Source organism: Aureliella helgolandensis, from assembly GCF_007752135.1.
Classification (GTDB): Bacteria; Planctomycetota; Planctomycetia; order Pirellulales; family Pirellulaceae; genus Aureliella; species Aureliella helgolandensis.
Map to the genome: position 1 here is coordinate 476,107 of NZ_CP036298.1, position 15,404 is coordinate 491,510.

Sequence of the window (15,404 nt, forward strand, 5' to 3'; positions counted from 1 at the left end):
TGCTTGTGTCCTCAAAAATCGTCGATTTGCGTCCAATACTGTATTCCAGGAGTTCTCTCCGATGTCTGATACTTCCAAATATCGTCCAGCTACACTGGCCGTTCATGCTGGCCAGGAGCCCGATTCGGCGACCAATAGCCGAGCGGTCCCCATTTATGCAACCAGTAGTTTCACGTTTGACAGCACGGAGCATGCCGCGGGACTGTTTGGGTTGACCGAGTTTGGCAACATTTACAGCCGGCTGATGAATCCCACCGTCGACGTGCTGGAAAAGCGACTGGCTGCCTTGGACGGTGGTGTCACCGGATTGTGCTTTGCATCGGGGCAAGCGGCGATCTCGGCAGCCATTTTGACGATTGCTCACAGTGGCCAGAACATCGTGTCGAGCACGTCGCTCTACGGCGGGACCTGGACCCTGTTTACTCAGACTTTCAAGAATCTGGGCATCGAAGTTCGCTTTTTTGATCCCGATCATCCAGAGCAGATTCACGGGTTGGTCGACGAGAACACGCGTCTGGTTTACATGGAGAGCATTGGTAATCCCAAGAATGACGTGCCAGACTTCAAAGCGATTGCAGAGGCAGCGCACACCGCTCCCCACGGTGCCCTACCCCTGTTGTGCGACAATACCGTCATGACCCCCATGTTGCTCCGCCCCATCGAGCATGGGGTAGACATCGTGATCTACAGTACGACGAAGTTTATTGGTGGGCACGGAACGCACATCGGTGGCGCCGTGGTGGATAGCGGAAATTTCAAATGGGCGGACAATCCTAGCAAGTGGCCTGAGTTGTGTGGCCCCTCTCCCTCCTACCACGGGGCTGTGTTTGAAGAGCATCTGCGTCCGATGGGCAATATCTCCTACCTCTTGCACACCCGCACGCACTGGCTGCGTGACACTGGGGCCGCCATGAGTCCCTTTGCCGCGTTCTTGTTCTTGCAAGGCCTCGAGACCTTGCATTTGCGGATGCCGCGCCACTGCGAAAATGCACTGAAGGTGGCTCAGTTCCTGGAGTCGCATGAATTGGTCGAGTGGGTGAACTACCCCGGCTTGAAGTCGCACAAGGACTACGCCCGCGGCCAGAGCTATCTTCCTAACGGTCAAGGTGCAATTCTTGGGTTTGGGATTAAGGGTGGCATCGAGTCGGGCAAGAAGTTCATCAACTCTTGCAAGCTCTGCTCGCACTTGGCGAATATCGGCGATGCCAAAACGCTGATTATTCACCCGGCCAGTACGACGCACCAGCAGCTAACGGTCGAAGAGCAGAAGAAGGCGGGTGTGCTGCCTGAATACGTGCGAATCTCGGTAGGGATTGAAGATGTACAAGATATCATCGACGATCTTTCACAGGCCTTGGCCGCAACCGTAGCGTGATCGTATTCAGCACCCATGACTGACTTAACCAGTACCGATGACGCACGAATCGAAGGTCCACTGACGCATCTCCAAAGCGTGACCTTCGATGGGCCGATCACGCTTGAGTTGGGGGGCACCCTGCCTCGAGTGACCTGTGCTTTCGAGACCTGGGGGAGTCTGAACGCGGATGCTTCCAACGCCATTTTAGTGTGCCATGCGGTGTCGGGAGATTCCCACGCCGCCTCACATGGCCCCGACGATGCACCAGGTTGGTGGGAGCGGTTGATCGGGCCTGGGAAACCCATTGATACCGACCGATTTTTTGTGGTCTGTCCCAATGTGTTGGGCGGCTGTCGTGGTTCGACGGGCCCCAGCGATCTGATGCCCGTCACGTCACCGCAGGCTGCGCCACGTCCTTTTGGTGCCGATTTTCCGGACATCACCATCAACGACATGGTCGATGTGCAGCGACGCTTGGCCGACCATTTGGGGATCGCCCGCTGGCACGCGATCGTGGGAGGCTCCCTCGGCGGACACCAAGCGCTCAGCTGGGTCACACGCTATCCGCGGTCGACGAAGCACTGCATCGCCATTGCCACTAGCTCGCGGTTGACCTCGCAAGCACTCGGGTTTGATGTCGTGGCGCGGAATGCCATTCAAACCGATCCTTACTTTGCCAATGGGCAATACTACGACCAGGCGCAGAAGCCAAGTACTGGATTGGCGATCGCCCGTATGCTGGGGCATATTACCTATCTATCGAGTGCAGCGATGGATAGTAAGTTCGATCCGGATCGTCATGATCCGAGGCACATTACCTCCTCCTTCGAACAGCGATTCAGCGTGGGGTCCTACCTGGCACACCAGGGGCAGAAGTTCACGACACGCTTTGACGCCAACAGCTACATCACGCTTTCCATGGCTATGGACTTGATGGATTTGGGGAGTTCCCGGTTGGAGTTGATGGAGTCCTTTGACGATTGCGATTGCGACTTCTTGATCATCAGCTTCAGTAGTGATTGGTTGTTCACCTCAGAGCAGTCGTGCGATATTGTCAACGCGCTCACTGCACTCGATAAACCGGTAACCTATGCTGAGATTACCACGATCGCTGGGCACGACGCCTTTCTGATCGATGCCGATATTGATCAGTATGCGCCGCTCATTCGGGCTCGGTTTTCGGAGACGCATCCTCCTGCACCGGAGACGACGGAGGCGGAAAAGTTGATCTTAAGATTGATACCGCCCGGCGCATCGGTACTGGACCTGGGCTGTGGCGAAGGAGGCTTGCTCGCCGAGCTGCGCCGGCGTGGTCATGAACACTTGGTCGGAGTGGAGGTCGCTCAAGATGGTATTCATGCGGCGGCAGCCCGAGGGTTGAATATTATCGACTACGATCTGAATCAAGGGCTACCGGCCTTCATCGACCAGCAGTTTGATTTTGTGATCCTCAGCGAGACGTTGCAGATGGTGGCCAATATCGAGACGCTCATGGAAGAGATGTTGCGCGTTGGAAAATTCGTCGTGGTGGCTTTTCAGAATTTTGCACATAAGGCGCTGCGAGAAGACTATGTCAGCCGCGGGCGTTCTCCACGCGCCTCGGGATTGTATGACTATGAGTGGTACAACACACCCAATCGACGGTTTCCGAGCATCGCGGATGTGCAAGATTTGTGCGCAGCCAAGCAGGCCACGATCCATCAAGCGATTTACCTTGATTCCCAAGATGGGCGTGAAGTGCTTGCTAGTGAAGATCCCAACCTCAATGCGGACCTCGCCATCCTGTTGTTTAGTAGAGCGAAGTCCGCAGAACAGTAGCGGTTGGGCTTCCGGCCGCGGCGATGCGATAGTCTCCAATGCTTACTTCCATTCACTTGCGGATTCAGCGCAGCCTCGAATCCGCCCAGTCGCGAAGCGACGCTATGTGTTAGCCTGGGATGCAAGTGCCGGGTACCTTTCTCCATTCACTTGTGGATTGAGCGCAGCCTCGAATCCGCCCAGTCGCGAAGCGGCGCTATGTGTTAGCCTGGGATGCAAATGCCGGGTGCCTTTCTGCATTCACTTGTGGATTCAGCGCAGCCTCGAATCCGCCCAGTCGCGAAGCGACGCTATGTGTTAGCCTGGGATGCAAGTGCCGGGTGCCTTTCTCCATTCACTTGTGGATTCAGCGAAGCCTCGAATCCACCCAGTCGCGAAGCGGCGCTATGTGTTAGCTTGGGATGCAAGTGCCGGGTGCCTTTCTCCATTCACTTGTGGATTGAGCGCAGCCCCGAATCCGCCCAGTCGCGAAGCGACGCTATGTGTTAGCCTGGGATGTAAGTCCCAGGTACCCAATGCCCCCATTACGTAGTCGCGAAGCGACGACAGGAGACCTCCCATGTCGACTCACCACGGGATATTGCTACACGTTGTCTTTTCGACGAAGTTTCGAAAACCCTGTCTGGGCGACGCGTGGCGGGATGAATTATTCGCCTACATTGGTGGCATCGTGAAAGAGCATAAATCAACGCTCTTGAAAGCGGGCGGCATAGAGGATCACATCCATTTGCTGCTGCGAATTCATCCTGAGTTTGCGATCTCAAAAACGGTGCAACTGCTTAAAGCGAATTCGTCGAAATGGATCAACGAACAACGAAAACTCACGGGGAAATTTGAGTGGCAACGCGGTTACGGTGCGTTCTCCGTTAGCCAATCGATGGTTGATGCAGTTAAGAAATACCTCGCCAACCAAAGAGAACATCATCAAAAGCATACTTTCGAAACGGAGTATCTTGGTTTTCTCGCAAAACACGCAATCGAATACGATCCGCAGTACGTTTTCGAATTGGAGATCGTAACGTGATCCGCGCATGGCGTCGCTTTGCGACTATTCGATGTTGGTGCCGCCGTACCTGGGACTTGCGTCCCAGGCTACCGCATGCCATCGCTTCGCGATTTAGGGCCTCTGCAAGTGCTGCACGGAGCGTGCTCGCAAAACAACCGCACAGGACAACCGTACAAAACACAGTACAGAACAGCCGTACAAATCAACCGTACAGAACACCGTACAGAGCGTTCCTTGCCGTTTGGGGCGAACGGGAGGGGCGATTGAGCACAACGCAGTGGTCTGGATAGGACCGCAGCGGGCGATGTCAGCCAGCTACTTACGGATTCAGCGCAGCCCCGAATCCACCCAGTCGCGAAGCGGCGCTATGTGTTAGCTTGGGATGCAAATGCCGGGTGCCTTTCTCCATTCACTTGCGGATTCAGCGCAGCCTCGAATCCGCCCAGTCGCGAAGCGACGCTATGTGTTAGCCTGGGATGCAAATGCCGGGTGCCTTTCTGCATTCACTTGTGGATTGAGCGAAGCCTCGAATCCACCCAGTCGCGAAGCGACGCTATGTGTTAGCTTGGGATGCAAATGCCGGGTGCCTTTCTCCATTCACTTACGGATTGAGCGCAGCCCCGAATCGACCCAGTCGCGAAGCGACGCTATGTGTTAGCCTGGGATGTAAGTCCCAGGTACCCAATGGCACGATTACGTAGTCGCGAAGCGACGACAGGAGACCTCCCATGTCGACTCACCACGGGATATTGCTACACGTTGTCTTTTCGACGAAGTTTCGAAAACCCTGTCTGGGCGACGCATGGCGGGACGATTTATTCGCCTACATCGGTGGCATCGTGAAAGAGCATAAATCAACGCTCTTGAAAGCGGGCGGCATAGAGGATCATGTCCATTTGCTGCTGCGAATTCATCCTGAGTTTGCGATCTCAAAAACGGTGCAACTGCTTAAAGCGAATTCGTCGAAATGGATCAACGAACAACGAAAACTCACAGGGAAATTTGAGTGGCAACGCGGTTACGGTGCGTTTTCCGTTAGCCAATCGATGGTTGATGCAGTTAAGAAATACCTCGCCAACCAAAGAGAGCATCATCAAAAGCATACTTTCGAAACGGAGTATCTTGGTTTTCTCGCAAAACACGCAATCGAATATGATCCGCAATACGTTTTCGAATTGGAGATCGTAAGGTGATCCGCGCATGCCGTCGCTTTGCGACTATTCGATGTTGGTGCCACCGTTCCTGGGACTTGCGTCCCAGGCTACCGCATGCCATCGCTTCGCGATTAAGGGCCTATGCACGTGCCGCACGGAGCGTGCTCGCAGGACAACCGCCAGAACACCGCACAGAACACCGCACAAAACACCGTACAAAACACCGTACAAACAACCGTACCGAACAACCGTACCGAATGTTCCTTGCCTCTTGAGGCGAAGGGGGGAGGGGCGATTGAGTACAACGAATCGGTCTGGGTAGGACCGCAGCGGGCGATGCCAGGCATCTGCACTTATGATAGAAAGCCTTGTTACACAGGCCTGGAGGGCTAGGCCGTTCCACATGTTTGCTCAAAGGAATAGCAATGACGAATTTGTCGGTAGTCTCAGTGCAGATGGACATGGCTTGGCAGGATATCGAGGCCAATTATGCCAAGGCTCGCGCGCTGCTCGCTGCCTCTTCGATTGCCCCTGGCTCGTTGATTGTTTTTCCCGAGATGTTCGCCACTGGGTTCAGTATGAATCTATCGGTGACGGCTCAGGATTCCTCACGCGCCAGCGAAGCTCTGCTGCGTGAGCTGGCGGCAGAGTACGATTGTGCCGTGATGGGAGGGGTGGTTGGACCGGTGTCGGACGGTATGGCGACGAATGAGGCCGTTGTGTTTTCACCAGCTGGCCAAGAGTTGGTGCGGTATGTCAAACAGAAGCCTTTTTCGATGTCGGGCGAGGACAAAAAGTATCGAGCCGGCAGCCAGTTCGCGACGTTTCAATGGCAGGGGGTAACGGTTTCTCCCTTCATTTGCTATGACCTCAGGTTTCCAGAGTTGTTCCGCTTGCCTGTGGCCGCTGGGGCTGAGTTGATTGTCGTGATCGCCTGTTGGCCATCTGTGCGATCGGAGCATTGGGTGCGGCTGCTGCAGGCACGCGCCATTGAGAATTTGGCAGCAGTCGTGGGGGTGAATCGCAGTGGTGCGGAGCCCAACCTCAAGTTTGATGGTCGCAGCACCGCTTTCGATCAGCAGGGAGTTCAATTGTTCGAAGCCGCTGCCGAAGAGCAGGTGGTGACTGCGAACATTGACGTGGCAGCGGTACGGGAGTGGCGCGAGTCCTTTCCTGCACTTCGCGACATGCAACTCTAAATCGCATCACGCTCCAGCATGCACCGAATCGTTCGGCAGCTGGAGTTTAGGCAGCTAACCCGTTTCAGCCGGCTTGCTGAAATCGCAGCTCCCCCGCCTGAGCAAGGACGGGTGTTTGCCGAGACAGGGCAACGCTGGGCAGTGCGCCCCCGCGTCAAAACTAAGAACGCCTTCAATTCGACGGCTTGCAGAGAGATGGAGCTGCGCCAAGGATAGTTTCACCTTGGTGCCAATGCAGTACTAGCTGCGTCGCATGGCAACGATGGGGTCTAGTCTGGCAGCTCGCCAGGCTGGAGCGATACTGGCGGCAATGCAGAGCAGGATGGAGAGGCAGGTGACCAAAAGCATTGACCAAGGGGAGAACCGAAAAAGGGAGGCTACCAAGTCGGCGTTGAGGCGGCTCTCAACATACAATTCGATCAATCCGTGACCGGCAAGGGCAAGGCACAGACTCAGCGCGATCGATAGGACAGCGCCGCAGAGCCCGAGCAAGGCGCCTTCGCAGACCATCAGCGACAGCAGTGTGCCGTCGGTAGCACCGACACTCTTGAGGATGCCGAACTCAGGCGTTCGTTCCAAAACGGAAATTAGCAGCGTGTTGGAGATCCCAATCGCTGCAGTGACAAGGATGGCGGCGGCAATACCCAGGACGACCCAGCCACTTTCATCAATGCTTCGATCGATGCTCTCCAGGATTGGCGCCGCAGACATGGCGCGGAATCCGAGCTCCTGCAGTGCCTCGCCGGTTTGGGAAAGCTGTTGGGTGCTATCGACGGTGACGATGGCGCCGTAGAAATTGGCGTCCGTAGCTCGTCCCAAATGGATCGCTTGGGCGGTTTTGTTGGGAATCAAAATGCCGCCTGATGCACCTTGATAATGTCCTCGGAACAGCTGGGACAGTGTGTCGCTGGAACTGTCGCGCACAATGCCAGAGATTCGAAACTGTAGGGAGGTGGTGGTAGGGGCTGGCGGAAGCGGATCTGGTTCGGGCGACGTCATGAGATTCTGAACCAATTGTTTTTGCTCTTCCGATAGCGAAGTGACGTCGAGTTCCTTGACGACAGTGTTGAGGGCTTCAATCAGCTTACCGTCGTTGGTAAAGTCGAGTAGTGTGAACTGTCTGGTCCCCATCAGAACGCTTTGAATCGTGTTCTTGCCCTGGCTGGGCGACTTGGTGTACTCGATTTGCAAGATTTGCCCCAGCAGCTCGTTGAGTTCCGCATCGCTGCGATAGCCTAGCTTGTACGCTAAGAATTCATCCAAGAGCGCTTCGGAGGGCTCGGTCGCGGTTGGATTGATCATCTCACCAGTAAGGATCCGTCCGGAAATCAGGCTGCTAGCAACGTCGATCCCTGACAAGCCATCGGCGATAGGCTCCGAGTCGCTGATTTGTACCGAGCAGTCGACGTACACATCCGGAACAATACTCTCGACGTGCGGTAGCCGTTCGATGTCCGCCACTTGCTCCGTAGTGAGGAGGCGCGGTAGGTTGTGCCGATGCGCAGCGTACCAATTATTTGCTAGTCTTTGCTGAAGCCGTTCGCGACGCTCATCGCTCATTTCTCCAACCACCTGGATCTCCTCATCGGGTGGATGCTGGTTGGCATTGGGATCGGGCAGGATGCCAATTTGTCGCGCTGCTTCCGAGGCATCAAAGAGTGCGTGGATCGCATCTTTGACACCCGCAACTCCAGCAGCGGTCATGAGTAGGACGACGCAACCGACCACGACACCCATTAGATTCAACGCGCTGCGAACGCGACGCTTCCATAGATTATGAGCCGCCATGATGAGGATATCGCGTGCGCGCATCAATGGGTCCGTTCAGGAGGTTGGAGTGGAGACGGTGTGGAATCCGCAGGGCAGATTCGGCCATCGCTCATGCGAATCGTACGGCGGCAAGTCCGTCGAGCCACGTCGTCGTCGTGGGTTACGAGCAGGAGGGTTGTCCCCTGCTCTTCACATAGTTTGCTGAGGAGCGAAACGATATCGTCCGATGTGGCGGAATCGAGATTTCCCGTCGGCTCATCGGCTAGGACGAGCTGTGGGGCATGGATCAGCGCCCGAGCGATGGCCACCCGCTGTTGCTCCCCACCAGAGAGTTGGTAGGGGTGATGGGTGAGGCGGTGGGAGAGGCCAACTTGTGCCAGCGCCTCGCGGGCACGCGCTTGGCGCTGCTGCCGATGGATACCAGCGAGCAGGAGAGGCAATTCGACGTTTTGCAGAGCTGTGCGTTGGGGAATCAGTTGAAATGCTTGGAAGACGACCCCCACGGTTTCAAGGCGGTAGCGCGCCATCTCCTGGTGAGTCGATTGGTGCAGATTGCGGCCGGCGACGGTCAATTCACCGGCGGTAGGGTGATCCATACCGGCAAGTAGGTTGAGCAGAGTCGATTTGCCCGAACCGCTTTTTCCTACGATGGCGACGCGTTCCCCCCTCTCAACCCGCAGCGAGAGGTCTTTCACCGCCCACACCACATCGGTGCCGCCGTAGTTTTTGCTGAGCGATTGAGCGACGATTGCAGCAGCGGGCATGGGAATCCTAGTTGGCTAAAAAATACCGTTGGGAAAGTGGTATGTTTCCTGGGGAGGACCGTCCGCGGGTGTGCGAGGCCGCTCGTCCCATCGAATCTTCGCAACTTTCCGCCAAGGAGAATGACTTTGCGGGGATCGCCACGAAGTGCCGTGAATTTTAGTTACAATAGTGAGTTCGCGCCCATGGCGGATGGTCGACTGAGTCAGCCGCTGGCGGGCTAGTGCGAAACCGTTTTAGGTCCTTTCTGCTCCCAAAGCATTGACCACTTAGGAGCCAGCAGTGGAAAGTGTGGGATAGACTTCCCGCTTTTCAAATCCGACAATTGTTATCGGCTCAATCCTAGATACGCGGCCTGCTAGAATCCTTCCCCACGATCTCACCAAAGTTTCACAATTATGGAAAACTCTCTTCGACACCCATTCTTGGGTCTCATTCTACTTACCTGCGCACTCTCTGCACGGTATTCACCCGTTGTCGCCGAGGATTTTGTAGGACGCGACTTTAGTCGCCAGGAGCTTACCGACATCTATTACTCCGAAGGTGTGGCTGTCGGGGATATCAATGGCGACGAATCTCTCGATATCGTCTACGGGCCCTACTGGTTTGCCGGGCCAGCCTTTACCGATAAACATGAAATTTACTCACCTCAGCCGCAGCCGACGGATAAGTACGCGGATAACTTCTTCTCGTGGATCTACGATTTCAATCAAGATGGCGCTGCGGATGTGTTCGTGGTTGGTTTTCCCGGTACACCTGCCTATGTGTACGAAAACCCAGGACACGAGGCGAATTCAGCCGCTAACTCCCAGCCGTGGAAGAAACACCAAGTCATCGATTGGGTGTCGAACGAATCGCCGCAGTTTGCCAACCTTGTCGGTGATGAGCGCCCCGAATTGATCTGCACCCGCGATGGATTTTTCGGATTCGCCACGATCGATTGGGAGCATCCTCTAGACGCTTGGTCTTTTCATCCTATTTCTGAACAGATTGCTGCGTCGCGGTTCGGGCATGGCCTGGGGATCGGAGACGTCAATGGTGATGGACGCATTGACCTTTTGCACTCCAAGGGATGGTACGAACAACCCGCTAGCGATCCGACTTCTGGCCGTTGGCAAACGCACGAGGTGAATTTCTCGTCCTCCTACGGAGGTGCTGAAATGTATGCCTACGATGTGGATGGAGACGGAGACAGCGATGTCATCACCAGTGAAGCGGCTCACGATTTTGGACTGTCCTGGTACGAGCAGATCGGTGAGGGGGTACAAATCGAGTTCAAGCGGCACACGATCGTAGGACAACACCCATCGGAAAATAAATATGGAGTTGTCTTCAGCGAGCTGCATAGCGTGGCGTTGGCGGATATGGATGGGGATGGTCTGCAGGACATTGTGACTGGCAAGACCTACTGGTCTCACCACAAGCAGAGCCCCATGTGGGATGCGGGCGCTGTGGTGTATTGGTTCAAACTCGTGCAAGGCGAAGATGGGGTGGATTGGATCCCGTATTTGGTCGACGCCGATGCGGGAATAGGTCGACAGTTGACCATTGCCGACATCAATTCCGACGGAGTCCTCGACGTGGCCACCGGTGGAATGCTGGGCGCCAACGTGATGCTCCAAAAACCGGTGGTGTTGACTCGTGAAGAGTGGGCCAAGCGGCAGCCAAAAGTCTACGACGGACCTAAATTGGCAACCGTCGAGGGGGCCAGAGCCAAGCGTGGCCCGCGCTCTCCCATTGCTGCCGACGGAAAAGTGTTCCAGGCCATTGAAGGCGAAGAGGTAAAAGCGACCGTGACGGGCGGAACCACCCGCGCGCAACCCATGGGCTCTTTCTCCGGTGATCGTTGGAGCGGTAACAGTCAACTGTGGTGGACGGGCGCTAAGCCAGGAGACAAGTTGACCCTTGAGCTCGATGCGTTCCAGGAAGTGGCAGCAGTCGAATTGGCGCTTACCTGTGCCAAAGATTATGGAATTGTAGAAATACAACTGAATGGACAACCCCTGGACGCGCCCCTGGATTGCTACGACGCGCAAGTGGTAACCACCGGTCTCCTCTCGCTAGACACTCCCGAGCTGAAGAAGGGCAAGCACACGCTCTCCTTCGAAATCGTGGGTGCAAATCCCAAGGCCGTGAAAGGCTACATGCTAGGGATCGACTTCATTCGATTCCGCGCTCCAGGAGAGATCTTCCCAGATGCCGATGGTGGAGTTCCTGCTCGCAACCGCGAGGGCCGAGTCCTAAATCTTGACTTTGAGTCGGGGGACCTTTCCGATTGGACCGCTACGGGAGATGCCTTCGCCGATCAACCCATTCAGGGAGATACGGTTTCCAAACGCCGCAATGACATGAGTAGCCGACATCACGGTGAGTTTTGGATCGGTGGTTTCGAAAAACATGGCGATGAACCGACTGGAACATTGACCTCCGCACCGTTCTCCGTGCCAGCTCGCTACGCCACGTTCCTGCTCGGGGGCGGAAGCTCGGAAGCGACTCGAGTTGAGCTATGGGGTGTGGGAGAGGAAAAGCCATTTTACATAGCTCGCGGAAAGAACAGCGAGAATCTGGAACGAGTGGTGGTGGACTTGCGGCGGGTTCAAAATGGAGAAATGTTCCTTCGAATTGTCGACGAGAGCCGTGGTGGCTGGGGGCATGTAAATTTTGATCATTTCCGCTTTCACGCGCGACGCCCGGCGGCTGTGACCCCTCCAGCTGTCCAGTTAACCAATGATGAGTACCCGTACGGTGATCTGTCCGCCGAAGAGGCGGCGAGCGTTATGAAGGTTCCCGAAGGGTTTAGTGTCACGGTCTGTGCGGCCGAACCCGATGTCAAACAACCGATCGCAATGGCCCTCGACGATCGTGGGCGAGTTTGGATCGCCGAAGCCTATGAGTATCCGCAGCGGGCGGACGGAGATACCGGTCGCGATCGCATCTTGGTGTTCGAAGATACGACAGGCGACGGACGCTTGGATTCGCGAAAGGTCTTCGCGGAAGGGCTGAACTTAGTGAGTGGCCTGGAGGTTGGTTTTGGTGGAGTGTGGGTGGGAGCAGCACCCTATCTACTCTTTATTCCGGATGCCAATGGAGATGATGTCGCTGACTCCGAACCACAAGTTTTGCTCGACGGTTGGGGCTATGAAGATACGCACGAAACCTTAAACACCTTCTGCTGGGGACCGGATGGATGGTTGTATGGTTGCCATGGAGTCTTTACACATTCCAAAGTTGGCAAGCCAGGAACCGCTGCCGAAGATCGCACACCGATCAACGCAGGGATCTGGCGTTACCATCCCCAGCGTCACGAGTTCGAAGTGTTTGCTCATGGAACTAGCAATCCATGGGGGGTGGATTTCAATGAGCACGGAGAAGCCTTTATCACGGCGTGTGTCATCCCCCACCTGTATCACATGATTCCCGGTGCAAGGTATCAGCGTCAAGCCGGTCAGCACTTCAACCCGCATACCTACGACGATATCAAAACGATCGCTGATCACTTGCATTATTTGGGCGCCACGCCGCATAGCGGCAATGGCAAATCGGATGAGGCTGGGGGCGGACATGCGCATGCGGGTGCCATGATCTACCAAGGGGGAGCATGGCCGTCGGAGTACACGGGCGCGCTTTTCATGAACAACATCCACGGTCAGCGTCTGAACGTCGATTTACTCGCCCCCGAGGGATCTGGGTACGTCGGACACCACGCTCCCGATTTCTTGTTGACTGGCGATCAAGCCTCGCAGATCCTCAACATGCGGTACGGTCCCGATGGGCAGGTGTACTTTATCGATTGGTATGACATGCAGGCCTGCCATCGCAAAGAGGTGGAGGTGCATGATCGCAGCAATGGACGAATCTATAAAATCAATTATGGAACACAGCCTGCTGTCCAAGTTGATTTGACGAAGCTCAGTGACCTAGAGTTGGCGGAACACTGCTTGAATCCCAATGATTGGTTTGTTCGCCACTCGCGACGCTTGCTGCAAGAGCGGGCGGCTGTACGCAAGATTTCCAGGGAGGCAATTGAGCGTCTAGTCGATATTGCGTTGCATCACGAAGCTGATGAACGTCGTTTGCGAGCTCTTTGGGCGCGGCATGCGATTGGTACTTCGGACGACGCCATGTTCGCTCAGTTGCTGCAAGACACCAGCCCGCATGTACGCGGTTGGGCGCTGCGCCTAATGCTCGAAGAACGCCGGGATCAGCTGCCTGCCGCGATGTTCTCGCAACTGGCGGAATTGGCTCGCGCCGATGAATCTCCCGTGGTGCGTCGAGCAATCACCTCGGCCCTTTATCGCTTGCCAGTGGAGCAGCGTTGGGAGATTGTGGAAGGGTTGGTTGCCCATGCTGTCGATGCCAAAGATCATAACTTGCCACTGATGTACTGGTACGCTATGGAACCGCTAGCGGACGTGGACCCCGACCGCGCTTTGGCGCTGGGCATGGCGGCCGGTGAGCAAATTCCAAAACTGCGGGAATTCATGTTGCGGCGCGTGGCAGGCTCAGGTGGTACGCAGGCTGTCGATCGGATGGTTGCCGCCCTGAGCAAGGCCGATGAGCCATCGATTCAACAAACGTTCCTGACGGCCATCCGCGCATCGCTAGCTGGGCAACGGCAATCGTCGATGCCAGCAGCTTGGCCCGCTGCCTACACACGGCTATCGCAGGGTGGCGATCCGCGAGTGGCTCGGCAAGCTGCGGCCATCGGAGTGCTCTTTGGCGACGCCAACGCATCGCGCGAGTTGTCGCACATTGTTCAATCGCAGGAGGCCGCCGTCGAAAGCCGACTTCAAGCCTTGGAGGCTCTGCTGGCCGCGGGTGAGGCTTCACTTCGTGATACGATGCTGACATTGGTCGATTCCCCGGCGGTACCCGCTCCCTTGTTGGAAGCGGCCATTCGAGGATTGTCGCAATACGATGCACCGAATATCGCAGCTAGCCTGTTGAAGGCCTATCCGCGGATGACAGAGGTGCAGCGACGCGCGGCCATTGCAACCCTCTGTAGTCGCGCCTCAAGTGCCCAAGCACTGCTTAGGGAGATCGGTGAGAAACGGATTCCCGCTACCGACCTGTCAGCCGACTTGGCACGCCAGTTGGAATATTTGAATGATGCAACGGTTGCTGAATTGCTGCCGCAGGTATGGGGCCAAGTTCGAAAGAGTTCGGTAGAGAAGTTGGAGCAGATTCAGATTTACAAAGAGTTAGTGGCAGACTCCGGCCTGCCGCCCGCCGATTTGCCGCTGGGCCGAGCGATGTTTGCCAAAACCTGCCAACGCTGCCATATGTTGTATGGTGTCGGGGAAAAGCTGGGGCCAGATCTGACCGGTTCCAATCGCTCCAATCTCGACTACCTGCTTGAGAATATCGTCGATCCCAGCGCCGTGATGGCCAAGGAATATCGACAATCCATTTTCTTAACCGACAGCGGTCAAGTCATTACGGGAATCGTCCGTAGTGAAACGGAGAATGCAGTTACCGTGCAGACCGCCGATGCGATGGTGGTGCTACCCAAGGTGGAAATCGAAGAACGCCGCGAAAGCGATCAATCGATGATGCCCGAGAACCAACTGCTTCCCTTCTCGGATCACGAGATCCGCTCACTGCTGGAGTATTTGAGGAGCAAGCAACAAACTCCGATCCGCGCCACCAGCGAGAATGTTTCCACTTTTTTCAACGGCACTGATCTGAGTGGTTGGAACGGCAATCCCGAGTTATGGAGCGTGGTCGACGGGGAGTTGGTGGGTAAGAGTAGTGGCCTGAAGACTAATGAGTTCTTGGTGAGCGATCTAGCTGCGGACGACTTCCGGCTCACCCTGGAAATCCAACTGGTGGAAAATCTAGGCAACAGCGGTATCCAGTTCCGCAGTCGCTCGCATGAGAGCGGATCGGTCGAGGGGTATCAGGCGGATGTCGGCCAGGGATGGTGGGGCAAGTTGTATGAAGAGCATGGACGGGGTTTGCTGTGGGATCAGAGCGGTGAAGCACATTTGAAGCCTGGTCAGTGGAATCGCTATGAAGTGGAGGCCGTCGGTTCGCACATTCGCACGCGCCTCAATGGCAACCTGTGCGTCGATCTGGACGATCCTAAGGGCGCTCGAGCGGGAGTGTTCGCGATCCAACTGCATTCAGGCGGCCCGACCGAGGTGCGGATTCGGAACGTCGTGCTGGAGCTAGTCGACGCAGAGGGGGAGTAGGCTTTCCCTCACCTTTGCTAGCAATGGATGGAAATCGCTGTGGGAAGTTTGCAAGGAGTTTGGTACAACCGCCCACGGCGTTCTTCCCGATAGACGGGGGAGGATGTTTCGATGCTGAAAATTCTCCAACAATCTAAGTAGAAT

General features: G+C 55.8%; 8 protein-coding genes. 6 read left to right on the forward strand and 2 right to left on the reverse strand.

The features are described from left to right. The first annotated feature begins 61 nt into the window (after positions 1–61). The 5 genes from Q31a_RS01740 (at position 62) to Q31a_RS01760 (ending at position 6,534) form a co-directional block, all read left to right on the forward strand. Positions 62–1,375, forward strand: coding sequence for an O-acetylhomoserine aminocarboxypropyltransferase/cysteine synthase family protein (locus tag Q31a_RS01740; RefSeq protein ID WP_145073077.1), 1,314 nt, complete (start codon positions 62–64; stop codon positions 1,373–1,375). Positions 1,376–1,390: 15 nt separating this feature from the next. Then, positions 1,391–3,175, forward strand: a complete 1,785-nt coding sequence (metX, locus tag Q31a_RS01745) for a homoserine O-acetyltransferase MetX (protein WP_145073080.1) — start codon at positions 1,391–1,393, stop codon at positions 3,173–3,175. A gap of 559 nt (positions 3,176–3,734) precedes the next feature. Next, the gene (gene tnpA / locus Q31a_RS01750; RefSeq protein WP_145073083.1) at positions 3,735–4,199 is read left to right on the forward strand and encodes an IS200/IS605 family transposase; all 465 of its coding nucleotides are present in this window, start codon (positions 3,735–3,737) and stop codon (positions 4,197–4,199) included. A gap of 710 nt (positions 4,200–4,909) precedes the next feature. Next, entirely contained in the window at positions 4,910–5,374 is a 465-nt protein-coding gene (tnpA, locus tag Q31a_RS01755; protein WP_145073086.1) for an IS200/IS605 family transposase, read from the forward strand. Positions 5,375–5,760: 386 nt separating this feature from the next. Continuing rightward, on the forward strand, positions 5,761–6,534 hold the full coding sequence (locus Q31a_RS01760; RefSeq protein ID WP_145073089.1) for a nitrilase-related carbon-nitrogen hydrolase: 774 nt from the start codon (positions 5,761–5,763) through the stop codon (positions 6,532–6,534). A gap of 240 nt (positions 6,535–6,774) precedes the next feature. On the opposite strand, the gene Q31a_RS01765 is transcribed toward Q31a_RS01760, so the two are convergent. Together Q31a_RS01765 and Q31a_RS01770 are read right to left on the reverse strand one after the other, a co-directional pair. Further along, entirely contained in the window at positions 6,775–8,346 is a 1,572-nt protein-coding gene (locus Q31a_RS01765) for an ABC transporter permease (RefSeq protein WP_145073092.1), read from the reverse strand. Further along, entirely contained in the window at positions 8,346–9,068 is a 723-nt protein-coding gene (locus tag Q31a_RS01770; protein WP_145073094.1) for an ABC transporter ATP-binding protein, read from the reverse strand. The genes Q31a_RS01765 and Q31a_RS01770 overlap by 1 nt, the downstream gene beginning before the upstream one ends. Before the next feature lie 396 nt (positions 9,069–9,464). Here Q31a_RS01770 and Q31a_RS01775 point away from each other — a divergent pair, with 396 nt between their 5' ends. Beyond that, on the forward strand, positions 9,465–15,260 hold the full coding sequence (locus Q31a_RS01775; RefSeq protein WP_145073097.1) for a PVC-type heme-binding CxxCH protein: 5,796 nt from the start codon (positions 9,465–9,467) through the stop codon (positions 15,258–15,260). The last annotated feature ends 144 nt before the right edge of the window (positions 15,261–15,404 follow it).

Coding starts and splice junctions, on each gene's coding strand:
- Q31a_RS01770 (WP_145073094.1), bottom strand. CDS start 9,068: ATGCCCGCTGCTGCAATCGTCGCTCAATCGCTCAGCAAAAACTACGGC.
- tnpA (WP_145073086.1), top strand. CDS start 4,910: ATGTCGACTCACCACGGGATATTGCTACACGTTGTCTTTTCGACGAAG.
- metX (WP_145073080.1), top strand. CDS start 1,391: ATGACTGACTTAACCAGTACCGATGACGCACGAATCGAAGGTCCACTG.
- tnpA (WP_145073083.1), top strand. CDS start 3,735: ATGTCGACTCACCACGGGATATTGCTACACGTTGTCTTTTCGACGAAG.
- Q31a_RS01740 (WP_145073077.1), top strand. CDS start 62: ATGTCTGATACTTCCAAATATCGTCCAGCTACACTGGCCGTTCATGCT.
- Q31a_RS01760 (WP_145073089.1), top strand. CDS start 5,761: ATGACGAATTTGTCGGTAGTCTCAGTGCAGATGGACATGGCTTGGCAG.
- Q31a_RS01765 (WP_145073092.1), bottom strand. CDS start 8,346: ATGCGCGCACGCGATATCCTCATCATGGCGGCTCATAATCTATGGAAG.
- Q31a_RS01775 (WP_145073097.1), top strand. CDS start 9,465: ATGGAAAACTCTCTTCGACACCCATTCTTGGGTCTCATTCTACTTACC.